This is a genomic window from Thermococcus sp., from assembly GCF_026991495.1.
Taxonomy (GTDB): Archaea; Methanobacteriota_B; Thermococci; order Thermococcales; family Thermococcaceae; genus Thermococcus.
In genome coordinates, this window is record NZ_JALXBJ010000051.1 from 1 (window position 1) to 16452 (window position 16452).

The window sequence follows — 16452 nt, forward strand, 5'->3', positions numbered from 1 at the left end:
CCACCCAATGGTGAGTATGGGTGGTTAGTGTATTTAAGATTTTCTGTTGCTTTCCTGTTAAGAGGCTGTTTGGGGGGTTTACTGCATCCCCGCCGTGAACGGCAAGGTTTTCAAGAGAAAAAGATAAGCCTGGAGAAGAGGAATTTTGAGGGGATTGTAGACTACAACAACATAACATCACAGGCATACGTGTCCTTCTGGAGAATGCTGAGGCTCAACGTTGAAGAGATTAAGGTGAACGGTGAAGACATTGACTTCATCCAGGGGCTCATGCTGGTTATCCCCCTGAAGGGCTTCAAAAACGGGAGCATAGAGATTAGATACGCCGGTGACTACTCAAAAATAGACAAAATCGCGCCTCTCAGGGGCTATGTTGAGGGGCGGATTAAAGGTGATATTGCATTTTTAAGGATGGGGTTCCTTAGGCCTGTGCTAAACTCCCTTGAACTCTTCCACGTCATTGAGGTCAGGGCCAAAGCCGACAGGGGGACGGTCGTGGGCCCCGGCGAGGAGGTTGCCCCTGGAGTCTGGAGAATCACGTTCCCCCACGGCTTTCATGGGACAATCCCGGTTTTCGTCGGAAACTTCAAGAAAATGGAGCTGATGAACGGCTACTTGACTGTTTACTACATGGGAATTGATGACGAAACTGCGGAGAGATACGCAAACCTCACCGCTGAAATCCTGAACTTTGGTATAGAGCACTTCGGGCGGCCCGGGTACGAGAAAGTCAAGGTCGTTTACCCCAAGGGAATAAACATATCAAGCGATATGTCCGGTGTCCTTGCGTATTCATACGACCCAATACGCTACAAATACGGCTACGCCTACGAGGTGGCTCACTGGTGGGTTCCCGGAACGGTTGTATTCATTGAAAACACGAGCCAGTACTGGTTCAATTATGCCTTCCCGGCGTACTTCTCGCTGAAATACGCCGAGAGCGTCTCAGAGAGAGACTATTTAGCACTGAGGAACTATTACATCTCATTTTACAATAGGATAACAGACTACGGGAGAAAAGAGGTTCCCCTAACGGAAGTATGGAAATTAGGGGATACTGACATGGCCCGCCGATATGCAATTGCAGCGTACAAAGGGGCACTGATCCTTGAAAAGCTTGAGGAGTTCACAGGAAGGGAAGCGTTCTACAAATCCCTTTGGGAGTTCTTTGAGGAGTACAGGTTTAGAGAGGGGGACCTCAATGGATTCGTGGCAATACTGAAAAAGAACTCCGGAAAGTCCGTCAGGGATCGCCTCCAGAATTTGACAACGAGCACCGGGCTGCCGTAGGCATTCTTTCCTATTTTTGCTCCCTTTGTGTGATGAAACTTTTGGACGAAGCGGTCTTTCCCAGGCATTGTTTTGACGTTTTTCAGTCAAAATAAACCTTAAAAACAAGCTTTTTTTACATTAATCCGTCAATATACGGAGGGTTCGCGATGTTCCCGCACGAGGAAAAGCTCATCCGCGAACGCTTGGGGAGAGAGCCTAACGAAGTTGAAAAGGCCATGCTCGAAGTGATGTGGAGCGAGCACGCCTCCTACAAGTCCAGCAGGCCATGGCTGAAGCTTTTGCCGACCGAGAACGAGCATGTCGTTATCGGCCCGGGCGAGGACGCCGGAATAGTCAAGTTCGACGAAAACATCTGGATAGCCGTTGGCATTGAGAGCCATAACCACCCTTCCGCTGTCGAGCCCTATGGCGGAGCGGCTACGGGCGTTGGTGGGATTGTGAGGGACATACTCTGCATGGGGGCAAGACCGATAGCGCTCCTTGACTCTATACGCTTCGGCCCGCTGGAGAAGGAGCGCAACCGCTACCTCTTTGAGTACGTTGTCAAGGGCATAGCAGACTACGGCAACAGGATAGGCGTTCCAACAGTTGGTGGTGAAACCGAGTTCGATGGTAGCTTAGACAACTACACCCTCGTCAACGTGGCCTGCGTTGGAATAATGAGGCCTGAGCACTTAGTCCACAGCTATGTCGAGGAGGCAGGTCTCAAGATCGTCCTCGTGGGCAACAGAACCGGAAGGGACGGAATACACGGCGTAACCTTCGCGAGCGAGGAACTCGGGGAGAACGCGGATGAGGAAGACCGCTCGGCGGTTCAGATTCCCGACCCATTCACGGAGAAGCTCCTCATCGAGGCCACCCTTGAAGCGGTCTACACGGGAAAGGTTAGGGCACTCAAAGACCTCGGCGGCGGCGGTTTAACCTGTGCCTCATCGGAGATGGCTGGCAAGAAGGGCTTCGGCGCTGTGATTTACGCGGACAGGGTTCCCCTTAGAGAGCCGGGAATGACTCCTGCTGAAGTCATGATTTCCGAGAGCCAGGAGAGGATGCTCTTCGCGGTGAAGCCAGAAGATGTAGAAGAAATCGGCAAAATCTTCGACAAGTACGAGCTCGAGTGGACGGTCGTCGGCGAGATAATCGAGGAGCCGCGCTACATCGTCTACTGGAATGGCGAGAAGGTCGCCGATTTGCCGGTTGACCTGCTCACGGACGTTCCGACGATTGAGTGGGAGATGAGGCCCTACAGTGCGGAAAGGCCTGTTGAGACGCCCGAAGTTGGCTTTGAAAGGGCCTTTGACCTCGTCTGGGGCAGTCCGAACGTCCTGAGCAAGCGCTGGGTCTGGGAGCAGTACGACCACGAGGTTCAGGGCAGAACCGCCCTAAAGCCCGGTAGGGACTCTGCGGTGCTGAAGATAAACGAGAAGTACGGCTTAGCCTTTGTTGCAGATGGAAACCCTAACCACAGTTACCTAAACCCGTACCACGGGGCTATGGGAGCGGTGGCCGAAGTGGTGAGGAACCTCGTCAGCGTAGGAGCTGAGCCCTTAGCCCTCGTTGACAACCTCAACTTCGCCTCTCCAGAGAGGCCCGAGGTCTACTGGAGCTTCGCCAAGACGGTTAAAGGCTTAGCGGATGCGGCCAAGGCCTTCGGTTTAGCCTATGTCAGCGGTAACGTGAGCTTCTACAATGAAGTTGCCGGAAGGCCGATAAAGCCCACTCCGGTCGTTGCCGGCCTCGGGAAGGTCAGGCTAGAGGAAATCCCCGCCGGGCACTTCGAAGATGGTCTCCTGATTGGGGTCGTTGGACTGACTAAGGGCGAACTCGGTGGCTCGGAGCTCTACGCGAGGCTTGGCATTGATGGTGGCTTCGCTCCTCGCGTTGACCTCGATGAGGAGAAGGCCAACGCCGAGGGAATTCTCAGGGCGATTGAAAAGGGCCTTATCAGGGCAGTCCACGACATCGGAAAGGGTGGCATAGCGGTAGCTCTGGCTGAGATGGCGCTTAACGGCGTTGGCTTCACAGCTGAACTCTCGAAGGTTCCGGTGGAAGGATACCTCGGCCCGGTGGAAGTTGCCTTCAGCGAGAGCCACGGGAGGTACATCATAGCATTCGAAGAGAACAAGACTAACGAGCTCAAGGGCATCTTCAATCACTTCGCGGTAATTGGAAGGGCCGGAGGAGGCGATGCCGTCTTCCTCTGGAACGGCGAAGAGCTCCTCAAGAAGCCCGTCTCTGAGCTTAAAGCGGTCCACGGGTCTTTACCGACGCTTTTGGGTGAGGGAGAATGAGGGTAGCGACCTACGCATCTCATTCCGCCCTCCAGATTTTGAAGGGAGCTAAAGATGAGGGCTTTGAAACAATAGCTTTCGGCAAAGCCAGGGCTAAGCCCCTCTACACCCACTACTTCCCCGTAGCTGACTATTTCATCGAGGGAACCTATCCAGAGGAGGAACTGCTTGAGCTCGATGCCGTTGTTATCCCGACCGGCTCCTTCGTGGCCCACCTAGGCATTGAGCTCGTCGAAAAAATGTGCGTTCCATACTACGGTAACAAAGAGGTTCTCAAATGGGAAAGCGACCGGAACCTCGAAAGAAAGTGGCTGGAAAAGGCAAAGCTGAGGCTCCCGAGGGTTTACGACGACCCGGATGACATAGACGGCCCCGTTATAGTCAAGCCACACGGCGCCAAGGGCGGTAAGGGCTACTTCCTCGCCAAAAATTCAACCGATTTCTGGGAGAAGGCGAAAAGGCTGGGCATTAGGGACAAGGAAGACCTTCGCGGAATCCAGATTCAGGAGTACGTCGTTGGAGTTCCGGTTTACCCTCACTACTTCTACTCAAAGCTCAACGGCGAGCTTGAGCTTATGAGCGTTGACAGAAGGTATGAGTCAAACGCGGACGCGATAGGCAGAATTCCGGCGAAGGAACAGCTTGACCTAGAGATGGGCACCAACTACACGGTCATTGGGAACATCCCGCTCGTTCTGAGGGAGAGCCTCCTCATGGACGTCATCGAGGCCGGTGAAAAGGTTGTGGAAACCGCCGAGAAGCTCATGGGCGGTCTATGGGGGCCGTTCTGCCTCGAAGGGGTTTACACCGAGGAGCTTGAGTTCGTCGTCTTCGAGATATCAGCCAGAATAGTCGCCGGGACCAACCCATTCGTCCACGGCTCGCCCTACAGCTGGCTCCGCTATGACTTTCCTGTGAGCACGGGAAGGAGAATAGCCATGGAGCTGAGGGAGGCCCTTGAGGAGGACAAACTCCGGGATGTTTTGACATAAATTAGTCAAAACTCGCGAGGATAGGTTTATATATTAACTCTCAAATGCTCGCAAAAAAGGTGGTGCTCATGTGGGAGGACTTCATAAGGGAGAAGATTGAGGAGATAAGGAAGACCGTTGGAGATGGTAAGGCGATAATAGCGCTCTCGGGCGGAGTTGACAGCTCGACCGCAGCGGTTCTGGCCCATAAAGCTATAGGCGAGAGGCTTCATGCGGTCTTCGTCAACACCGGCTTCATGAGGAAGAACGAGCCGGAGTTCGTGGTGAAGACCTTCCGCGACGAGTTCGGCCTCAACCTGCACTACGTTGACGCGAGCGAGCGCTTTTTTGAGGCGTTGAAAGGCGTTACCGACCCCGAGGAGAAGAGGAAGATAATAGGAAGGGTCTTCATAGAGGTCTTTGAGGAGGTCGCGAGAGAGGTAGATGCCCAGTTTCTCATTCAGGGGACGATTGCCCCGGACTGGATTGAAAGCAAGGGTAAGATCAAGAGCCACCACAACGTAGGTGGCCTACCAGAGAGACTCAACCTAAAACTCATCGAACCACTCCGCGACCTCTACAAAGACGAAGTGAGGGAGCTCGCAAAAGAGCTCGGTCTTCCGGAGAAGATATACAACCGCATGCCCTTCCCCGGGCCGGGCTTGGCGGTGAGGGTTCTCGGTGAGGTAACTCCGGAAAAGATTGCAATAGTCAGGGAGGCAAACGCGATAGTCGAGGAGGAGATCGAGAAAGCTGGGCTGAATCCATGGCAGGCCTTCGCGGTTCTGCTGGGAGTTAAAACAGTTGGCGTCCAAGGCGACATAAGGGCCTACAAGGAAACGGTGGCAGTTAGGGTCGTCGAGAGTCTCGACGGCATGACGGCAAACGCGATGGACGTTCCCTTCGAAGTGCTCCAGAGAATAGCCTTCAGAATCACGAGTGAGATTCCAGAGGTGGGGAGGGTGCTCTACGACATCACCAACAAGCCCCCTGCAACGATAGAGTTCGAGTGAGAACCTTTATTTATCTTCACGGAGAAGTCTAAAACGGTGGGAGTATGGGCGAGATTATTGAGGTGGTCTACGAAAACGGCGTGCTGAAGCCGTTGAAGCCTCTGAAACTGAAGGAGGGACAGAAGCTCACGGTGAGGATTTACCCCGGAGATTTCCTTGAACCGGCTAAAAAATGAGAAAGGAGGTTACAAAGGAGCGCTTTAAGGAGGATCCAACCGACTACCTTCTGCACCTCAGGGAGGAGGAGACATGAGAGTTGTCATAAACACCTCCGTTGTGTTCCACCTGTTTTCAAGCTTTTATCCCGAACGAACTGAGGTTGCAGAAAAGGTTATTGAACGCGCCCAACTGGGGGATATAGAGCTTTACGCTCCCCGTCCCGGGGAGGTTGAGTTTGTGGCTGTCCTGTCGAGGTATTTCGACTGTGAAAGGGTTCAGAAAGCCCTGGATTTTTATAGCACCATAGTTACATGGATTCCAGAGGAGCTAATAATCGAGGATTTAAAGGAAGCGGCGTTTCAAACCCACCACAAGGCGTCCGATATATACTTCATCGCGACAGCTCTTCATCTAAATGCGGTTCTAATAACAAACGACAGAAAAATGGCCGACTTGGCGAAATCCCTTGGCTTGAAGGTCTTCTACCTGGTTGAGGAATCCGACGAGTTTTTCAAACTCTTGGGGGTGAGGGAATGATTCTGATTATGGACAACGGGGGGCAATACGTCCACAGGATATGGAGAACGCTCCGCTATCTGGGTGTTGAGGCGAAGATAATACCAAACACCACTCCGCTTGAGGAAATCAAAGCGCTGAATCCAAAGGGCATAATCTTCTCCGGCGGTCCTGACATAAACAGAACCGGGAACTGTGGGGCAATTTTAGAGCACTACGACGAGTTCAACGTGCCCATCCTCGGCATATGCCTCGGCCACCAGCTGATAGCGAAGCACTTCGGCGGGAAGGTCGGAAGGGGAGATAAAGCGGAGTACAGCCTGGTGGAGGTTGAGATAGTTGAGGAGGACGACATCTTCCGGGGACTCCCGGGAAAGCTGAGGGTCTGGGAGAGTCACATGGATGAAGTCAAAGAACTTCCGCCGGGCTTCAGGCTGCTCGCGAGGAGCGAGACCTGTCCGGTTGAGGCGATGAAGCACGAAAAGCTCCCAATCTACGGCGTCCAGTTCCACCCGGAGGTGGCCCACACAGAGAGAGGAGCTGAGATATACCGCAACTTCGCCGAGCTCTGCGGGGAACTTTAGTTTTGTCATGAACGTTCGCTTGGGAAAACTTTTTAAAGTTCCATTATTACTTGCTTTGGTGATACTTTGGGCCACACGATTTATTATGAAACTGTGATCTCAAAATGGGAGGAATTCATGAGGTTCATCGAAAGGGTCTGCATGGGCCTCGGCTATGGGGTAGAGAGTCAGGGAGACGCCGTGCTCATATTCCCAAACTGTGAAGCAGTAGAGCCGCTGAGGGTGGAGAGAAAAGGGGAGGGCTTCGCCAAGACGAACCTAATCGAGCCCTGCCACTCGGTTTATCTCCTTATGCTTTACTCCGTCTCCTCCTTTGGCTCCGTCTCGGTCTGGGAGGACTGATCGAGGTACACCTCAAGAACCCTGACCGGGATCGAGCTCCTCATGGCCCTCTCCTCAACGAGGAGCTTGACTATCCTGCCGGGCTCGGCATCGGGAACCGCAGGAACCCAGTAGCGGCCGGGCTTAACGTTCGCCCCTATGTCGTCGTGAACGAAGACTCTAATAAGACCACCCTTGACCTCCTCGACGATCCCGTAGGTGTAGTCCCTCCCGTAGCGGGAGCGGAAGGCCCACCTGAAGACCAGCACCACGGCAAGGACCCCGATTAGATAGGCGTAGTAATAGTACACTCCCCTTACTGTGGCCCTCAATAGGAGGTAGCCGGCGAAAGAGACCGCTGAGAGAACGAAAAGGCCGCAGTAGAAGAACCTGTATGAGGGAAAGTCTATTACAAACTCCCTGTTTGAGACCACCACGTACCTGAGGGCAAAGAAGGAGAGGATCGTTATCACACCGAAGGCGTAGACCCATCCGAGGAGAACTGTGAGGAGGGACGCCGCCAAATAGGTCAGGATAACGAGCTGGACTTCCAAGCTGATGAGCTCGTGTGCTGTGAGGCCCTTTTTGAGGGGTCTTCGGAGAAAGCCAGGCTCAGGAGGATTTTTTCTTGGCTTTGGAAGGAAAAAGGATACGATGGCGGAGAGGCTTTCTCCCGCGGCCTTTTCAAAGGCTAACCCCACTCGATAGAGGAACTCCGTGAAATCCATGGTTTCACCTCATGGACAAGTGTAGCCGTAAAGCAGATCGCAGGTTCCCTCCGGCCCGATGACTTCCCTCGCTGTCCCAGGATCGAGGAAGAAAGGCACGGTGCTCAGGTCGCCGGTTGCTAAAACCCCCTCCGAGATCCCCCAGACGCGGTAGCCGGTGACCTTCTGCCCTCCGTTGAAGTAGTAGTCGAGGAAGTAGTAGTCAACGCTGGACTCGCCTTCTTCCACCGTAAGTCCAAGGGTCGCGAAGAGGTTGTAGAGCTTCGAATCGTAGTTTGGATCGGGTACCATAAAGCTCACGAGGCCTATCGGGTAGTGTCTGCCGCCGTAGGTGTAGCCCATCTCATCCTGGGTCTCGTTTGCGAGTTCCTCGTAGGCGAGGTGGTTTTGGTTGCTGCCCTCAAGCCTCTCGAAGAAGGACCAGCCGTTTTTCGTTGCTATATACCTCTGATCCATCAGGCAGTTGATGAGGAGCTGGAGGTCGTAGACCCTACCCCCAGAGGCCTGAGATTGACCCGACGACCCGGAGGAGGGCTTCTGCTCGATGACCTGAGCTGGATCAGTGGTCTGCCAGTAGAAGGTTATACCGTTAAAGTTGGGATCTTCAAGGAGATCGCTTGAGATCGTGTACTTCCTCACGGCGACCCAGTCGTAGGTTGTGGTTCTCCGTTTTCTCTCACTGTCTGTTGCCCAGTAGACGTACTCAAGGGGTTCCACCCAATACCTAACATATCCACTGTCATAATTTACCCTACCGTCTGTTATATCCTTGAACTTGGCACTCTTCCAGTATGTTGAATATGGCTTCATCAAAGCTTCGTATACATGGAACGAAGTTATGGGATACCTGGCTGAAACATGCGTTTCATCAATCCACCAGGCCCAGTGTATGGCTAATCCATCGCCACTCCTCGTTGTGTCGTCGGTAAAGGCAAGGTCATCAGGAATCAAATCTGAATCCTCAACTATAACACCGCTGTCCCAGTCACGATAGTTCCCGTTCCCCTTCATCCTGAACCTCACTGCAAAACCCCCGTAGAGATCGAGGGGTTTTGTATTTATGAGATATTCCATACTGTTCCCCCCATTGATCGTTTTTGGGCCCGCAAAGAGAACGAAGACGCTCTTTCCATCCCCTTTTGTCGGCGTTACTTCGCTCCCAAAATACATCTCAACATTTAAAGAACCGCCCTTCGGAATGGAGGCCCTTATCCAGATCAGAGCCTTCTTATTCACCGGATCCCAGTATTCTATCCAGAAGGGGATGGGGTTGCAGTTCGAATCATAGAAAGCTATCGAGGCATTCGTCTGGTAGGGATCGTTCGTGAGGGAATAGGTGTTCTGAGTATTTTGAAAGATTATATCCAAAATCTGGCTTGTAAATCCCTTGGCGGTACTTATAAGGAGAGGAATTTGGTAGTCGTTAAGATCAACACCAACCTGATTCTGGACGGTTAGATTTATCCGATAACCTAAGGGGGAGCACCAGCCGGGGACTGTACCTCCTCCACCACCTGAGCCCGAGGACACGTTGGAGAAAACCATTACCCCAACGTCCCCGCTGGCTTTTATGAACGCATCGGTGGTAACCTGAGCCCCATCGATCGTAAAGTTCGTGAGGTAGTCCCCGTTCTGGTCCCAGACGTGGCTCAAATTGTAGCCCAAGTCGGAGCTGAGCTGGGGGAACTCCTCAAAGTTCCCAACCACGTGCCCCACGCTCGATGAACCAGAGCCGTTGGCGTAGACGACGGGCCCCTCTCCAAACTCCGGGTAGGCTAAGGGGCAGGCCCTTATGGAGCGCTGGTACCTACCACCGGTCATGGCGGAGAATATTGGATCCTCAAGATCCCTGATGTCAACAGTGGAGTAGACGTAACCGCCGTTTGAGGGTATCGGGCCCGAGTAAACGATTTTCCCGAGCCTGTCGGATATTCTGATGTGAGGAATGCGGCCCTTTACGACCACAGTAAATGCATCGAGCGGGGCAACGCGTATCTCCATCGAGTCCACTATCTCGTTCAGCGACGGGGAAACCTCGTACCCCTGCTCGGCGAGCATTTTGGTGACGTTGGACAGCCATACCGTCAGCGTCTGCTTCCCCATAACCCGTTCAATGTCATAACCGGTTATTGAGGAAGAGGTGCCGCTGAGCATTAGGTCGCGGATGGTGTTGTTGGCCATATAGGAGGGGCTTATGAACCTCCCGGTGACGGAAACGTAGTCAACGGTTGCCACAACGGCCCTCTTGCCGGATAGCTCCAATGCCTTCTGAAACTCAAGGTTGAGGAAGGAAACGACATCGTAGGTTCTCTCAACGTGGGTTCTCTCGCTCTGTGCGGTGATCACCTGGTTCGAGACGTTCTCATAGGTGGCCATCAGAAGCAACAGGGGTATCAGGAGGATCAGAACGGAAGCGTTCAGAAGGAAGCCCCTCCTCTTCATGGTTTTTCCCTCCAAACACGGAGTGTAATCTGTATCGGCTTGAAGAGGCCGGGGATGTTGCCCATTGATGCTGTCTCTATCTTCACTCCCTCGGGAAGGTCAACGTCTATTGGGTTCTGCTGGGAACCATCGTACGGGACAACCCTCCACTCATCTGGGTTTTTGTCATCGATGTAGTTTAAGTTGTTGAAGAGGCGGAGGATCGCGTCATCTACGGCATATCTCGCGGGATTAAGGTCGTCGACGGATAAAGGTTTGTAAGGGGGATCCCCAACGAGGATGTCCCTCTCGTAGGTGTTCGTTCCGTCAGAGTAATAGTACGTGAGATTGTAGCCTCTGTAAGTCGGATAACCCTGGAGTATGTATGGAAAAACGTCTCCATAACCCGCGTAGGCCTCGATGAAGTACTTAATGATCCCCCTCGTCACCTGATACCTGAAGGACGTCCCTCCATTGTCCACCCCGGTTTCAAGCTCGGCTTTAAACGTGTTTGAACCCGGTCTCATCATCCAGGGATAGATCTTGGAATACGCAATCCTTAGTGCGTAAACTCCATTGGGGCCACTGTAGAAGGTGTTCCCATTCTCCTCCAAATATTGCGTGGTCGAGCCGGCAAAGCAGTACCCAACCCACAAGTCAGCGTACCAGGGAATGGCCTTTGATGGAAGGGTATACTGAATCGTCATTGTCTTGTAGGTGTTCCCACCACAGTGGTATCCAGTGTACCCGCTGTACGTTGGCGTATCATAGCCTATTGGGATGGACAGGGGAATGCTGTACCGTGTAATGACGGTCCTTGGTATGTAAGAGATCTGGACGTAGGAATCGGGGTAGCCGTATAAAACCCTCTCCCTCTCCCCACCGCAATCGCTGGCGGGGCAGGAATAAGAGTAGTAGCTCGCCCCCCCATAGTGGAACTGGTCATCGGAGGTGTAGTATTTCGCATCTATAGCCACAACGAAATCAAAGACCATTTTTGACAGGTTCTCATAGCTCACCCCAATTGACGCGAGGGCGTTTTCGATCTCCGAGTTTGTAAACTCAACAGTCTGGACTGAGTTTGGATCCACGGTCTTTTCAAGGAGAAGATAAAGGTTGGCCCCCAGCCCGTAGTACAGGCGCACCACTTGAGCCCCCTTGACCTTAAAGACCATGTTTATCCCAGTTATATTGCCGGGCACGAAGTTCTCGAAAAGGTAAATGAAACCGGTATATTGAGACGTCACATTGTAGGCCTTTATAAGGCCCGGGTTGCCCGCGCGAAGACTGTTGCTTTTGTATTTGACATATACCGTCGTTCCACTGCCAATACCGATTGTGTAGCGATAGTAGCTCCCGTAGTAAGCTGAATCATGGAAGTACATCCTTATAACGTTCTTACCGGGTACGAGGTAGTCCTTTATGTCTGGAGCGTTCGGTTCCGTGCCACTTAAAGCCACGTGTTTGCCGTTTATATAAACATCCTCCTGCTCCAGGAACCTGTGCACGAAGTTGCCATTCGCCTCATATATGTCCTTCTGGCTATCTGTGGGTATGTTGATCGTGCTGATAACGTCGAGGGAGTTGCTGTATCCACTACTGGAAAAACCTCCGGCGAGAACCCTCATCCACCCAAACAGGTCGCTCCTCACAAACGCAGCCCTCGTCAAATAGGCCCTCGCCATGTAGCCCCTCGGCGTCTGGTTGTAGGCGTAGCCGCTCATGATGAGGGTCGCCGGGGAAACGTCAGACGCCTTTGAATAGCTTCCACTGGCCCGCGTCAGGTAGGGGCTTGTGTAGTTGTTTATGAGCAGCTGATAGTTGTAGCCCTGCAGGGTTCTGTTCAGTATGTAACCGAGGATTATTTCAGCCTTGTGCCTGAGGTCGAGAGTCGGGTATATCGGCCCCGTCGCCCAGTAGGTCGAGACTATGTCGAGCGGATCCATCTCGGGGCTCACGAGACCGCCCACAAGAACGCCGCTTTCGGTCCAGTTCTTTATCACACCCGCCGGGACTATCTGATTGAGGGGGACTGTCCTAAGGGTTAGGAGGGTGTTCTCGGCCAGGTATTTGTTCTGGGAGCGCATGTACGTTGAGTAAACATTCCCCTGGTTCATAATGCCCACTATGCTCGTCGCGAAGAGCGTAACGAGCAGGAGCGACAGGAGAGCATCGAGCGTGAACACGAATCCCCTCCTCATGAGTCATCCCACACCTTAAGCTGTATCAAAACCTGCTCAAACTTTGGCTTCAGGAACCACTCAAGGCTTGGAAACAGCTGAATGTCCACGTCTTTTCTGCGCCATCCCGAGAGCGAGTAAAGCCAGATCCCTATGGTGTCTCCACTCTGGGGTGAACCGAAGACATTTTTTAAGGGTACTACAATCGAGTCCCCCCTCCCCTGGTACCTCCTTATCTCCCCGCCCAACACGGTTATACCCCAGAGGGCACCGCTGTCATCCCTGTAAATCAAGAGCCCCCCTTCACTGCTCCCAGAGAGAACGAACATGGTCATGTTTCCAGCGGTTGAAGGAACCGTTACGTTCATGTAGGCCCCTGGAGGCAGACTCCCCGAGAGGACGCCGTAGATCATCGGCTCTTCGCTTGAAGGCCCAGAGGAGAGGTTGTAGGCAAGCCTGCTTATCACACCCATCCTCATTTCGGGCTCTATCCAGGGAGACCTTCCCATCGACGCGTTTATCACGCCCCAATCGGTAACAACACTGCCGTTTACCACCGCAAAGCGATAGGTGGGACTGTTGTTCTGAAGGAGAACCGTGGGAAAGATATAGGTGGAGTTAAAGACAGGGGTCGTGTTGTCGTAGGCCGAGACGGTTACAACGACGTTCCCCTGTCCGGTGAACTTGAAAGTATAGGGGCAGGAGCCGCCGCCGTAGTTTACCTGGAAGTTGCTGGCATCTGGCCCGGTTATGCGGATTACGACCCTTGCCCCACTCGGTATGCTGTATGTCTCAACGTACTGTCCCAGTTCAGCCGTCAGCGTTACATCCTCCGCGAGAACGAACTGGAGAAGATCCCCGTCCTGAAGGGTTATTGCATTACCTGAGATGAGGGTACACATTTCATCGTTGGTGTACACATTTCCATTCCTCTCAAGCTGGACCCACGTCACTGTAAAGGGGTTGTTGCCGTTTCCGCTGGTTATCTCAAAGTTGATCCCATTACCGTTCGGATTGGCAAAGGTCTCGTTCTGGAGGTACACCTTAGGGAAGCGCCCGCTTATTGAAACGCGGAACCTTGAGAGATAAATTGAAAGAAGGAAGTCCTTCCCGCCCGACTCATTGAGCAGGGCCCTCACAACCCCCGCAGGGTTCTCACCAAGGGCCACGATCTTCTCATAACTCATGGAGTAGATGCTTGAGGGATCCCTCAAGCCCACTACCTTAGCAGACGACGGGTTGAGCTCCCAGTCCACGGGCTCCCCTGGGCTCTTCATAAGGACGTCGAGCATGTTGTCAGCTATGTTGGCCCTCTCGTACCAGCCGAGGGTCGATGCTATCTCGTCCTTGAGGGCGGTCGACGTGTTCACCACCGCCGCGAAGACGAACATCATGACTATCAGCGAAATGAGCGCATCGAGTGAGAGCAGCTGACCCCTTCTCATCCCCTGACCGCCTCCACTGTGACGTTGAAGCTCACACGCCCGTATTTCAGGAGGCCGTTTTCACTTATCACGCCGTTTTTTGATTTGAGCTCACCGACTATGAAGGCCGCCACGGCCTTCTCCAGGGAGCCCCCATCGACGGGTCCCCTGTATTCCAAGACCACCCTGACGTTCATCAACCCGCTGGCTCTCTCCTCGCCGACGCCCTTCACGATACAGCCCGGAGAGGTGTAGTTGAGGGCTTTTATCAGGGAGTTTAGCGGGGCGTATTCCGGCCCTTCCTCCACCACACCGGTGTTTATGTAGGAGCAGGCCGTCGAGGCGGCGCCCTTCACCTGCATGAGAATGAAAGCCCTGTCGTTGTTCCCGAGGTAGTAGGGGGTTATTACAGCTGCCCCCAGGAGGATTATGCCAGTTATGAAGAGGACCTCTATGGCGGTCTGGGCCTTACTCAAGCTCAACATACGTCCTCCCCTCAGCGGCGTTGTAAACCGCGGTTACGTTGAAGCTACTCCTCTTCTCATCCAGGGTCACCGAGGTTGTCGTGTAAACGGGCACCTGGAGCCTCTGAACCACGAGGTACCTCCTTCCGGAGAGCACAGCCTCCACCGTTACCGAGTTGGAGCTGGAGTTGAGGGTGATCGAGATGCTGTCGCCTTTTCCGAGCTCTATGGGACAGTCCTTAACCACAGTGAAGCCGCCCCCGATGCTGTAGACCTTCGTAACCGTGTCCCTGAGGTCAACGGCGAACGCCTTGAGCCTCGCGGTCTTGTCTATGGTGTTGGCCGTTGAGAGCTCGCCGTTTGCGAGGGAGACCGCGCCGGCTACCGTAACGCTGATGAGCATGAACGCTATCATGAAGTCAAAGGTTATCTGGCCCCCCCGCCTCATCTCACCCACCCGGGTTGATGTTTATCCTGATCTCCCCGGAGCTCTGGTTGAAGAGCCACCTGTCGGGAAGGTCAGGGTTCCACTCCACGACCACAGTGAGCACCGGCGGAAGGCCCTCGGGTGGAAGCACGAGGCCGTAGAAGGTGTAAGCGGTCCCGTTTATGTTCAGCGTGGCGCTCGTGCCCCAAACGCTTGAGTTCCCTAAGAGATCCTTCTGGTAGAAGCACTCGGCCCAGAACACAGTCTTTCCGCCACCCGAGAGAACTGCGTTCGTTGCTCCCGTTCCATTGATAACGGTCACGTAGGTTCCGTTGGCATCGTTATAGGGCCCGTAGGTTATGAAGATCCTCGGGTCGGTCACCCCAAGGCCCTTCTCCAGGTAGTAGGGCTGCCGCAGGTAGGTGAGCCTTACACGGAGCGTGCTTTTGGAGCCCGGGCCCTGGGCGTAGGTCTGGTCTATGGCGTTTGATATCGAGCTCGCTAAGTTCTTCTCCTCAAGTGCTATCTGCATCGAGAGGGTGCCCTGGGAGGGCGAGCCCTGCCTGAATGTTGTGTTGTTGAAGGAGTAAACTAACAAGATGAGCATTATCCCGAACACGAACATGAATTCGAGGGAAGACTGGCCCCTCCTCATTCCTACCCCTTAAACAACTTAAGGACGGATACCTATTTAACGCTTACTCACCAGAATTTGGGGGGTTGTCCTGCATTTTTGCCGGGTTCTAAGCTGACCACGGCAAAGTTCTCCCTGCCGAACCGCAGTATGGAAACCCCGAAGTAATCGTCGTTGAAGAGTTTGAACCTGTATTCCTCCGGGTTGAGGTTGTAGTCCTCTATGAGGGCCCGCATCTCGTCTATGAAGAACTGGGTGAGCTGGTGGTAGATTAGATCCCTCCTCTCACCCGCCCAGTCCCTGACCCAGATCCACAGGGGGAGAACCGAGAGGCCGACGGGAATAAGGTACGCCTTAGAGAGCAGGCCGACCAAAACAAAGCCAAGGGAGAAAAGGGCTATCCCCGAGTAGAGGAAGCGCTCGGTCATCCTGATGCGCCTGAGCTCACCGACCTTTTCCTCCCAGATGTCCAGGAGGGCAGGGTTGTAGAAGTCGAAGGCGGTGTGCCTCTTCCCCTTCCGTATCCTCTCCCTTATGAGGTCGTCCCAGTCGTCCAGGTAGTAGACGGTGAAGCCCTTTCTCTGGGCCCTCTCAGCGTCTATGGAGGAAATTATCCGCCTGATGTCCTCGGCGCTCTCCTTGGCTATGTGCGAGTAAACCTCCCTCTCGTCCAGTTCGAGGGCGACCTCAACCGAGTCCCTAACGGCCTCAGTCATTCACCTCTGCCCCCGGGTAGAGGTCATCAAAATCCGGCAATCCCGTGAGGAGCTCCCTCTTCTTTTCCTCAGCCTCGGCCTTGGCCTTCATAAAGGACTTGGCGTAGCCCTTCGCAGTCAGTATTATCTCCTCAATGCTCCTGCTCTCGTAGATGCCGCTCAAAAGCGTTACGACCTCAACATCACGGGTTCTCGAATCCGGATAGAACCCCCTGAATATCTGCTTACCCTTTATCCTGCCGGTTAGCTCGTCGAGGGCCTCGAATATCTCCTTGGCCTTCAGAACCTCCGGCGGCCCGTGGATCGCAACGAG

Annotated in this window: 15 protein-coding genes and 2 pseudogenes; 8 read left to right on the forward strand and 9 right to left on the reverse strand. The window is 53.6% G+C overall.

The window, feature by feature from the left end; all coding sequences use genetic code 11:
* From MVB78_RS06400 to MVB78_RS06435, 8 genes and pseudogenes are all read left to right on the forward strand, one after another.
* On the forward strand, positions 1-1290 hold a 1290-nt coding region (locus tag MVB78_RS06400; RefSeq protein ID WP_297489488.1), incomplete at its 5' end, for a M1 family aminopeptidase.
* Between the two features lie 131 nt (positions 1291-1421).
* Positions 1422-3581 (forward strand): phosphoribosylformylglycinamidine synthase subunit PurL, encoded by a 2160-nt coding sequence (purL, locus tag MVB78_RS06405; protein ID WP_297489517.1) that lies wholly within the window; start codon positions 1422-1424, stop codon positions 3579-3581.
* Positions 3578-4573, forward strand: a complete 996-nt coding sequence (locus MVB78_RS06410; RefSeq protein WP_297489491.1) for a formate--phosphoribosylaminoimidazolecarboxamide ligase — start codon at positions 3578-3580, stop codon at positions 4571-4573. Before purL ends, MVB78_RS06410 begins: the two co-directional genes overlap by 4 nt.
* A gap of 68 nt (positions 4574-4641) precedes the next feature.
* A complete protein-coding gene (gene guaA, locus MVB78_RS06415; RefSeq protein ID WP_297489519.1) occupies positions 4642-5565 on the forward strand; it encodes a glutamine-hydrolyzing GMP synthase in 924 nt (307 codons plus the stop codon).
* A gap of 44 nt (positions 5566-5609) precedes the next feature.
* A pseudogene (locus MVB78_RS11325) lies at positions 5610-5818 on the forward strand (antitoxin family protein).
* Positions 5815-6261, forward strand: a complete 447-nt coding sequence (locus tag MVB78_RS06425; protein WP_297489495.1) for a type II toxin-antitoxin system VapC family toxin — start codon at positions 5815-5817, stop codon at positions 6259-6261. Before MVB78_RS11325 ends, MVB78_RS06425 begins: the two are co-directional and overlap by 4 nt.
* Positions 6258-6824 (forward strand): GMP synthase subunit A, encoded by a 567-nt coding sequence (locus tag MVB78_RS06430; protein WP_297489497.1) that lies wholly within the window; start codon positions 6258-6260, stop codon positions 6822-6824. The genes MVB78_RS06425 and MVB78_RS06430 overlap by 4 nt, the downstream gene beginning before the upstream one ends.
* Before the next feature lie 117 nt (positions 6825-6941).
* A complete protein-coding gene (locus tag MVB78_RS06435; protein WP_297489499.1) occupies positions 6942-7166 on the forward strand; it encodes a TonB-dependent receptor in 225 nt (74 codons plus the stop codon).
* Here MVB78_RS06435 and MVB78_RS06440 read toward each other — a convergent pair.
* The 9 genes and pseudogenes from MVB78_RS06440 to MVB78_RS06480 all read right to left on the reverse strand — a co-directional run.
* Entirely contained in the window at positions 7121-7873 is a 753-nt protein-coding gene (locus MVB78_RS06440) for a DUF2101 family protein (protein WP_297489501.1), read from the reverse strand. The genes MVB78_RS06435 and MVB78_RS06440 overlap by 46 nt on opposite strands.
* 9 nt (positions 7874-7882) lie before the next feature.
* On the reverse strand, positions 7883-10315 hold the full coding sequence (locus MVB78_RS06445; RefSeq protein WP_297489503.1) for a DUF2341 domain-containing protein: 2433 nt from the start codon (positions 10313-10315) through the stop codon (positions 7883-7885).
* Entirely contained in the window at positions 10312-12495 is a 2184-nt protein-coding gene (locus MVB78_RS06450) for a TPM domain-containing protein (protein WP_297489505.1), read from the reverse strand. Before MVB78_RS06450 ends, MVB78_RS06445 begins: the two co-directional genes overlap by 4 nt.
* Positions 12492-13919: a hypothetical protein gene (locus MVB78_RS06455; protein ID WP_297489507.1), complete on the reverse strand. Its 1428-nt coding sequence runs from the start codon at positions 13917-13919 to the stop codon at positions 12492-12494. The genes MVB78_RS06450 and MVB78_RS06455 overlap by 4 nt, the downstream gene beginning before the upstream one ends.
* Positions 13916-14383 (reverse strand): hypothetical protein, encoded by a 468-nt coding sequence (locus MVB78_RS06460; RefSeq protein ID WP_297489509.1) that lies wholly within the window; start codon positions 14381-14383, stop codon positions 13916-13918. The genes MVB78_RS06455 and MVB78_RS06460 overlap by 4 nt, the downstream gene beginning before the upstream one ends.
* A complete protein-coding gene (locus MVB78_RS06465; RefSeq protein ID WP_297489511.1) occupies positions 14367-14810 on the reverse strand; it encodes a hypothetical protein in 444 nt (147 codons plus the stop codon). The genes MVB78_RS06460 and MVB78_RS06465 overlap by 17 nt, the downstream gene beginning before the upstream one ends.
* Before the next feature lies 1 nt (position 14811).
* Positions 14812-15444, reverse strand: coding sequence for a hypothetical protein (locus MVB78_RS06470; RefSeq protein WP_297489513.1), 633 nt, complete (start codon positions 15442-15444; stop codon positions 14812-14814).
* Positions 15445-15491: 47 nt separating this feature from the next.
* Positions 15492-16139 carry a hypothetical protein gene (locus tag MVB78_RS06475; protein ID WP_297489515.1) on the reverse strand — a complete coding sequence of 216 codons (648 nt, stop codon included), beginning with the start codon at positions 16137-16139 and terminating at the stop codon, positions 15492-15494.
* Positions 16132-16452 (reverse strand): annotated as a pseudogene (locus MVB78_RS06480) (cell division protein FtsZ); the annotation flags it as partial. The pseudogene MVB78_RS06480 and the gene MVB78_RS06475, both read right to left, overlap by 8 nt.